The sequence below is a fragment of the Sphaerochaeta sp. S2 genome (genome assembly GCF_016406725.1).
In the GTDB taxonomy this organism is placed as follows: domain Bacteria; phylum Spirochaetota; class Spirochaetia; order Sphaerochaetales; family Sphaerochaetaceae; genus Sphaerochaeta.
In genome coordinates, this window is sequence record NZ_JAEKNT010000061.1 from 1 (window position 1) to 7,302 (window position 7,302).

At 48.5% G+C, this 7,302-nt stretch carries 8 protein-coding genes; 6 read left to right on the plus strand and 2 right to left on the minus strand.

Annotated features, from left to right (window positions below; all coding sequences use genetic code 11):
- The first annotated feature begins 82 nt into the window (after positions 1-82).
- Positions 83-826: an LPS export ABC transporter ATP-binding protein gene (gene lptB / locus JF818_RS01445; RefSeq protein ID WP_198890214.1), complete on the plus strand. Its 744-nt coding sequence runs from the start codon at positions 83-85 to the stop codon at positions 824-826.
- Entirely contained in the window at positions 826-2,229 is a 1,404-nt protein-coding gene (gene rpoN / locus JF818_RS01450; protein WP_198890215.1) for an RNA polymerase factor sigma-54, read from the plus strand. The genes lptB and rpoN overlap by 1 nt, the downstream gene beginning before the upstream one ends.
- Before the next feature lie 71 nt (positions 2,230-2,300).
- On the opposite strand, the gene JF818_RS01455 is transcribed toward rpoN, so the two are convergent.
- Positions 2,301-2,624 carry an HPF/RaiA family ribosome-associated protein gene (locus JF818_RS01455; protein ID WP_233065398.1) on the minus strand — a complete coding sequence of 108 codons (324 nt, stop codon included), beginning with the start codon at positions 2,622-2,624 and terminating at the stop codon, positions 2,301-2,303.
- Between the two features lie 211 nt (positions 2,625-2,835).
- On the opposite strand from JF818_RS01455, the gene hprK reads away from it, so the two are divergent.
- Genes hprK through holA form a run of 4 tightly spaced genes read left to right on the plus strand, consistent with a single transcriptional unit; the run spans position 2,836 to position 5,737 of the window.
- Positions 2,836-3,819, plus strand: a complete 984-nt coding sequence (hprK, locus tag JF818_RS01460) for an HPr(Ser) kinase/phosphatase (protein ID WP_198890216.1) — start codon at positions 2,836-2,838, stop codon at positions 3,817-3,819.
- The gene (locus JF818_RS01465; RefSeq protein ID WP_198890217.1) at positions 3,819-4,082 is read left to right on the plus strand and encodes an HPr family phosphocarrier protein; all 264 of its coding nucleotides are present in this window, start codon (positions 3,819-3,821) and stop codon (positions 4,080-4,082) included. Before hprK ends, JF818_RS01465 begins: the two co-directional genes overlap by 1 nt.
- A 3-nt stretch (positions 4,083-4,085) precedes the next feature.
- The gene (lexA, locus tag JF818_RS01470; protein ID WP_198890218.1) at positions 4,086-4,706 is read left to right on the plus strand and encodes a transcriptional repressor LexA; all 621 of its coding nucleotides are present in this window, start codon (positions 4,086-4,088) and stop codon (positions 4,704-4,706) included.
- Positions 4,703-5,737 carry a DNA polymerase III subunit delta gene (gene holA, locus JF818_RS01475; protein ID WP_198890219.1) on the plus strand — a complete coding sequence of 345 codons (1,035 nt, stop codon included), beginning with the start codon at positions 4,703-4,705 and terminating at the stop codon, positions 5,735-5,737. The genes lexA and holA overlap by 4 nt, the downstream gene beginning before the upstream one ends.
- Here holA and uvrC read toward each other — a convergent pair.
- A partial coding sequence (gene uvrC, locus JF818_RS01480) for an excinuclease ABC subunit UvrC (protein WP_198890220.1) occupies positions 5,734-7,302 on the minus strand: 1,569 nt, incomplete at its 5' end. The two genes, holA and uvrC, sit on opposite strands and share 4 nt — an antisense overlap.

Genomic DNA, 7,302 nt, shown 5'->3' on the forward strand with positions numbered 1-7,302 from the left:
GACCTCTATCAAGCACAGAGAATTACCGTCGACCTTACCACCGAGGCCATCACGATGGAAGGAGCAATCAAGGGGGTTGTCAATGGATAAGTTTACCAGCCTTATTGAGGTACGGAACCTGGCAAAATCCTATGGAAAGAAAGAAGTGGTAAAGGATGTCTCCTTCTCCATGCACTCAGGGCAGATCATTGGATTGCTGGGTCCCAATGGAGCAGGAAAAACCACTACATTCTACATGATTGTAGGGTTTCTCAAGGCTCGCAAGGGAACCATTCTACTCAATGGTGAGGATGTAACTGAACTTCCCATGTACATCCGCAGCAAGAAGGGGCTCGCTTACCTGCCCCAGGAACCTTCAATTTTCCGCAAACTCAGTGTGGAGGATAATATCCGTTTGGTTGCCCAAACAAGAAGGGATCTAAGCCACAGTGAACAGGAAGAGAAAGTTGAGCAACTGCTCCATGAGTTCGGGATTGAAGATATTCGCTCTCAGAAGGGATATACCTTGAGTGGAGGGGAACGAAGGCGTACCGAGATTGCACGTTCCTTGGCAAGCAATCCACAGTTCCTCTTGCTCGATGAGCCTTTTGCGGGCATCGACCCGAAGGCGGTCTTTGAGATCAAGCAGTTGATCAAGGCACTCGCAGCGAAGGGTATCGGTATCCTGCTTACCGACCACAATGTGCGGGACACACTCTCCATCACTTCCTGCTCACATATCATCAATGCAGGGACCATCCTGGTTTCAGGAGGAAAGCAGGAGTTGCTTTCCAACCAGATAGCCAGGGATATTTATTTCGGACAAGATTTCGGGGAGGACACCTAATGGATTTTTCAGCACAGCTTTCACTCTCCCAAAAACAGCAACTCAAGCTTAGCCCACAGATGCTTCAGTCCTTTGAGTTGATGACACTCCCACTCACTGAGCTGCAACAACGAGTCAAGAATGAAATTGAGTCCAATCCTGCTCTAGAGATACCCTCTTCATGGGAGGTTTCCTATGAACGTTTTGCCCAGCAAAAACAACAAAAAGAGTCCAGTGGGATTGATGACAGTTACTCCGACTCTTCTTCCTACGGAAGCGATCGACCCGGCTATGACAGTGAGGCGAGCGATCGAAGGCAGAAGTTCATGGAAAATGCCTTCTCCTCAGAAGAAACACTCCAGGAGCACTTACTCAGCCAACTGGGATGTGAACCACTGAATGAGGAAGAGTACGTCGTGGGAGAGCTCCTGATAACAAACCTGGATGCAAATGGATTTTTCACTGAAGAACCTGATGTCTTGGTCCCTGTACATTTCCAGGAACACCTTCCCAAGCTTCTGAATATCATCCGCCAGTTCGATCCCACAGGCGTGGGTGCAAAGGATTGGCGAGAGTCTCTTATTCTCCAGGCTGAGGCTAAAGGGATGAGAGGGGAAGAGCTTGCACGATTTTCTGAATTGGTCAGGGATAATCTGGAACTGATGAGGGCAAACAAACAAACCCAAGTTGCAAAGAACCTTGGTGTGGGTATTGATGAACTGGAAGACCTCTGGAATTTCCTGAAAACATTAACCCCTTTCCCGGGACAGGGGTTCTCCAGCGGGCCTGAGCAGTCTGTAATTCCTGATGTTTCAATCAAGCAGGAAGAAGGTGAGCTTGTACTCAGAATGAATGACTCATCGCTCCCTGATCTACGAATCAACGCAGAGTTTGAGCAACTAGCCCAAGAAGTAGGGGCAGCAGACGAGGCGAAAAAGGCACAACAGTATATCAACCAGCAGATTAAAAGTGCCAATGAACTGATTTTTCAGATACAGGTACGAAACCAGACGCTCTACAAGGTTGCCCAGGTACTGCTTCGGGAACAGAGGGACTTCTTTCTCCTTGGCCCTCAATACCTGAAACCACTCACCCAGAAGTCGGTAGCCCAGGAAATTGGGGTACATGAGACAACGGTAAGCAGGATATCAACCGCAAAGTGGATCGATACTGATTGGGGAATTATTCCTATAAAGAAATTGTTCAGTAGTTCGGTCGGTGCAGATGGCGCGAAGCATTCAAAGCAGGCGGTTAAAGAGATTATCAGGCAGATATTGGAAGCACATGAGGGCAAGAAAGCGCTCAGCGACCAGAAAATCTCAGACCTGCTCAAGGAGCGGGGAATATCTGTTGCTCGAAGAACCGTTGCAAAATACCGCAACGAGCTCAATATTGATCCATCATTTATCAGGGGAAATGACTGACAGCAACCTCCAAGCGTAATGAATGGGGCGCCGAAGCGCCCCATCTCATATTCCCAATAGATTAAAACTTGTTACTTATGGTCTGTAATCTTCCCTTTCTCCTTTCTTGCTACTGCCTCGATCTTGTCGGTTATCAGCTCGATACCTTCATAGAGTTCGTAGCAGTCATACGTGACCATCTTGACGGTACCCCAAGAAAAGTGAAGTTTTGCATCCAAATGATACCCCTGCCCTACCGGTTCACGGGTTATGGCAATATCCAGGTCATGGATATACCCCTCTGCAAACTGTAGCTTCTGGAGTTTCTTGTCCAAAAATTCACGCGTTGCGTCACTTGGGTTATAACGGATGCCTCTGACTGTCAAATTCATAAGCCCTCCTTTGACTATGGTCATACATTAAGGATAAGGCTTGGAAAGTCAATCGTCAATGGACATTTGGCTCTTAGAATAAGCCTCCTGCAATAATTCTTGCACTATATTTCACTGTCACAAGCGTTTATTTCTCTCTTTCCCCATCTTTAGAAAAGACTATTCTCCCGTTTTCCCCCTTGCGAAATCCTATCAACAATTGTATAGTAAAACGGTATATAGAGAGGAGTTGAGCATGCCTGATTTTACTGTCTTGGATTTGTTGGACCTGGACCTGAAGGAACACAATCACTTACGTCTTAGCTGTATAGCTGGACGCTCTGGGCTCTCCAAGCGGATTACCACCAGCAAAATCAGTAGGCCTGGACTTCCTCTCAGTGGATTTTTCGAGGAATTCAGCAACAACTCCATCCAGGTCTTCGGCAAGGGAGAGCGAGCCTACCTGGATAAGTTGGAGGGGGAGCAAAATACCGATAGCATCAACAAGCTCTTCAGCTATGACATTCCCTGTTGTGTCTTTTGTGACAATAGTGACCCAAGTCCTCGGCTCATTGAACTGGCAGAGGAGACAGGTACTGCAATTCTCAAGACAGATCTCCTTTCCAGTGATTTTTCCAGACGTCTGTACCAGACACTTGATGAGGTATTTGCCCCTACCCAAACCATTCACGGTGTTCTTGTTGAGGTGTATGGTATCGGGGTACTGATCACAGGAGAAAGCGGTGTTGGAAAGAGTGAAACAGCTCTTGAGTTGATCGAACGAGGACACCGATTAATCAGTGACGATACGGTCAAGCTGAGAAATATCAGTGACAATTACCTCATCGGGATGGGAGAGAATCCACTCCTCGCCCACCACATGGAACTGAGAGGACTGGGCATAATCAATCTTGCAAACCTCTATGGGGTTGGCGCCATCAGGGACCGAAAGCAGGTCCAGCTTGCTGTTCATCTCGAACCATGGGATGCACAAAAGAACTATGACCGGGTTGGGGAAGCAACACTGGAGGATATCTACTTGGGTATTGCCATTCCAAAGGTCATCATTCCAGTAAAGCCTGGCCGAAACATACCGGTCATCATCGAGACTGCTTCCAGAAACGAGCGTCTGAAAAAACTCGGGTACTATTCAGCCAAGGAGTTCGACCAGAGTGTTCTCAAGTGGCTGGAGAGTGAGTCAGCACGAAAAATGTACTATATCAATGAGGAGACGCTGTGATGGTAACCAGAGAATTGAAGGTCTATAACCGAGCCGGCATTCATGCACGGCCAGCTGCATCAATCGTCAAGCTGGCCAATCAATACAAGAGTGATCTGTATCTGGAAAAGGATACAATGAAGATAAATGGGAAATCCATCATGGGGATCATCACATTGGGAGCAACACACCAGAGCTCCATCATGATGACGTGTGATGGACCGGATGAACAACAAATGGCAGATGCAATTGAGCATCTGTTTGAAAACAGGTTTGAGGAGTAGCAGATGCGCGAACTTACCGATCGACAAAAGGCCATAGCAACCTTCATCAGTTCGTACATCAAGGAGAACAACTACGCTCCTTCAGTACGCGATATTGCTGATCACTTCCAGTTCTCAGTAAAGGCAGCCCATGACCATCTGAAAGCACTTGAGGCCAAGCAGGTGATAAAAACCACCGGAGGAGTCTCCCGGTCCATTGAAGTTATCGGTGAAGAGTTCTTCCCACGTGAAGAACTGATCCAAGTACCGGTCATTGGTTCCATTGCCGCAGGAGCACCCTTGATGAGCGAAGAGAACACTGATTTCATCCTCAACATCCCTGCAACCATGTTGAGAACGACAAGAAACACCTACTTTGCCCTGAAAATCAGGGGAGAGAGTATGATCGAGGATGGCATATACGATGGGGATATTGCCATCATCCGTAAGTGCGATGTAGCTGAACGGGGTGACATAGTAGCTGCATCCGTGGGGGATGATGAACCGGGAATTACACTCAAGGGGTACTATCCTGGCAAGGGAAGTGTAGAACTTCGTCCAGCCAATGCATCCATGGGCCCAATCATCACGCGTTCTTGCAAGATTCACGGCAAGTTGCACCTTCTGATCCGGAACTATCGATGAGTGAACGAGCATATCTTCTACTCGGCCCCGAAACAGGGACCAAGGAACAGGTACTGAAAGATATCCGTGACAAGCTTAAAGAAGCCCATGGGGGGGAGATAGAGCTTAGCAGGTTCTACCCATTTGAAACAGAAAATGGGGAAATCCTTTCTGCTCTGAACAACAACAGTTTGTTCAGTGAGCATCGTATGGTTATCTTGAGCCAAGCTGAGCAGCTTGGATCGGCCATGGTGGACTCCATTGCAAACTATCTTGCCCATCCAGTGGAAACAGCAACGTTGATCATTATTTCCAGTGAGCTCTATCTCTCACAGAAGATCATGAAGGCGATTCCCAAGAGGAATATCCAGACGTTCTATGATCTGCTGGAAAACCAGAAGTCTGATTGGATCAGAAACTTCTTCAGGAAGTTGGGGATTTCCATCACGGCTGATGGAATAGATCTCCTCATTGACCTTACTGAAGACAATACCCAGGAATTGCGCCTTATCTGCAACCAGCTGGCCATATTCTGGCAGATTGATAAGCGCAGTCGCCCCATTGAGGAAGAGGATGTCGAGACCTATATCTATCATAGCAGACAGGAAGATGCATTCACCCTCTTCCCCTTGATCGCCAGGGGAGACCTGAAACAGAGCATGCAATCACTGCACAGTATTCTTGGTAGTGGGGACAGCCAAAGCTCCATTCTCTTGGTGAATGGTTTACTCTGGCAGTTCAGGAGGCTCTACTCACTCCAGGAGTTCATCTTCCAGGGCGGCAATGAGAGTGAGGCATATTTACAGGCACATGTACAGGGAAAGAGTAGCCCGATCAAGAAACCCAAGGATAAGACCACATACAGGAATGCCTTGCAACGATTCGACCTCGAGTCCATCAGGAGAATAATCATTGCGCTGGGAGAAGCTGACCTTGAAGTCAAGGAATCCGGCAGCGAGCTCACAGATCTGGTACTTGAGAGGTTGCTCTACCGGATCATTAAATGTCAGGGAAAACCCCTCAACAAGGCCAGTTTTGCCTCACTGATCTAGAGAGAAAGCTGGCTCAGTATCCGCTTCGCAACAACAAGGGAAATTCCCCCTTCCTTGCTCAACTCCTCAGCTGACTTTGCCAGGATGGCTTCCAGACTTCCGTACTGTTTCATCAAGCGCTCACTTCGCTTCCTACCGATTCCCTCCACGGATTCCAGAACACGGAAGGAGGCTTCACGACTCCTTGCTGCTTGGTTTGCACTGGTGGCGAACCGGTGGCACTCATCCCGTACAGCGATTACCAACCGTAATGCCTCATTGTCCTCTGGGAGTTGAAGGTCCTCTCTCTCATCATCAAATACAATCGTCTCAAACTGTTCGGCAAGCCCGATGATGGGAATATCCACCATCCCCAGTGCATCGAGGATCTCCCGGGCAGCGTTGACCTGACCCTGACCACCATCAATAACCAGCAATCCCGGCCGTTCCAGATTCTCGTTCAGGATCTTTGTGTACCGTCTTGCTACTGCCTCGCGTATGGATTCATAGTCATCAATCCTTCCTTCAAGGCTTTTTATGTTGTACCTGCGGTAGTTTGGCTTGTCTGGGTTGCCGTCGCGGAATGAGATCAGGGATGCAACGGTGTACTTGCCATGCAACTGGGCAATATCGAACCCCTCGATAAGGGTTGGCGGGGCAGAAAGACCCAAGATATCGGCAAGTTCCTCCAGTGCCCTGGTGTTGTCTTTGCTCTTCAACCGCTTTTCCACATCACGGCTTGCATTCTCTCTTGCCATACGGAGTATTCTGTAGTGTTTCCCGTCAATGGGGAGGTTTACTTCCAGTCTTCCTCCCAGTTGCTCGGTGAAGTAGCGCCTGATCAAATGCACATCTATCTCATGGGAGACATACAGGAACTGGGGAAGTTTCTGCCCATCTGCATAGTACTGTGTCAGGAAGTTCAATAGGGTGTCTGTCTCCTCCCCAAGTGTCTCTGCACGGTACAATGCCCGACCGATCAACTGACCATCGCGCATCTGCATAAGGCTGATGGTACAAAGAGGTCCTCGCATCTCGATGGCGGCGTAGTCCCTGCTCTCACTTGCGAAGTCCTGTACTTGTTGTCCTACCTGAGTGGTTCTTATGGCAGCAATCTGATCCCGTTTGGTTGCAGCTTCCTCAAAGTTCAACGCCTTGGAGGCTTGGATCATCTCCTCCTGCAATGTGGCAAGGAGTGCATCGGTCCTCCCCTCCAGGAGATTCCTTACAGCAGTAACGGATTTCCCATACTCCTCTTCACTGACCAGCCCAGCGCAAGGCCCCAGGCAAAGTCCAATGTGGTAGTACAAGCAAGGTTTCTCCCGCTTCCTCAGCGGTGTGGAACATCTTCTTAGAGGAAACAGTTTTGCAATCAGATCAAGGTAGAGGTCAAGTTTTCCTGCATCAGGATAGGGACCATAGTAGGAGGATCCATCATCAATGAGTCGCCTGGTCTTGAATACCTTGGGGAACTTCTCATTGGTTATCCGGATCATCGGATAGCTCTTGCCATCCTTGAGGGAGATATTGTAGTGGGGGGAGTACTTCTTGATGAGATTATTCTCAAGTACCAATGCCTCATACTC

What these genes read in the sequence shown, in the direction of transcription:
- lptB (WP_198890214.1), top strand. Translation starts at nt 83, where the DNA reads ATGGATAAGTTTACCAGCCTTATTGAGGTACGGAACCTGGCAAAATCC.
- rpoN (WP_198890215.1), top strand. Translation starts at nt 826, where the DNA reads ATGGATTTTTCAGCACAGCTTTCACTCTCCCAAAAACAGCAACTCAAG.
- JF818_RS01455 (WP_233065398.1), bottom strand. Translation starts at nt 2,624, where the DNA reads ATGACCATAGTCAAAGGAGGGCTTATGAATTTGACAGTCAGAGGCATC.
- hprK (WP_198890216.1), top strand. Translation starts at nt 2,836, where the DNA reads ATGCCTGATTTTACTGTCTTGGATTTGTTGGACCTGGACCTGAAGGAA.
- JF818_RS01465 (WP_198890217.1), top strand. Translation starts at nt 3,819, where the DNA reads ATGGTAACCAGAGAATTGAAGGTCTATAACCGAGCCGGCATTCATGCA.
- lexA (WP_198890218.1), top strand. Translation starts at nt 4,086, where the DNA reads ATGCGCGAACTTACCGATCGACAAAAGGCCATAGCAACCTTCATCAGT.
- holA (WP_198890219.1), top strand. Translation starts at nt 4,703, where the DNA reads ATGAGTGAACGAGCATATCTTCTACTCGGCCCCGAAACAGGGACCAAG.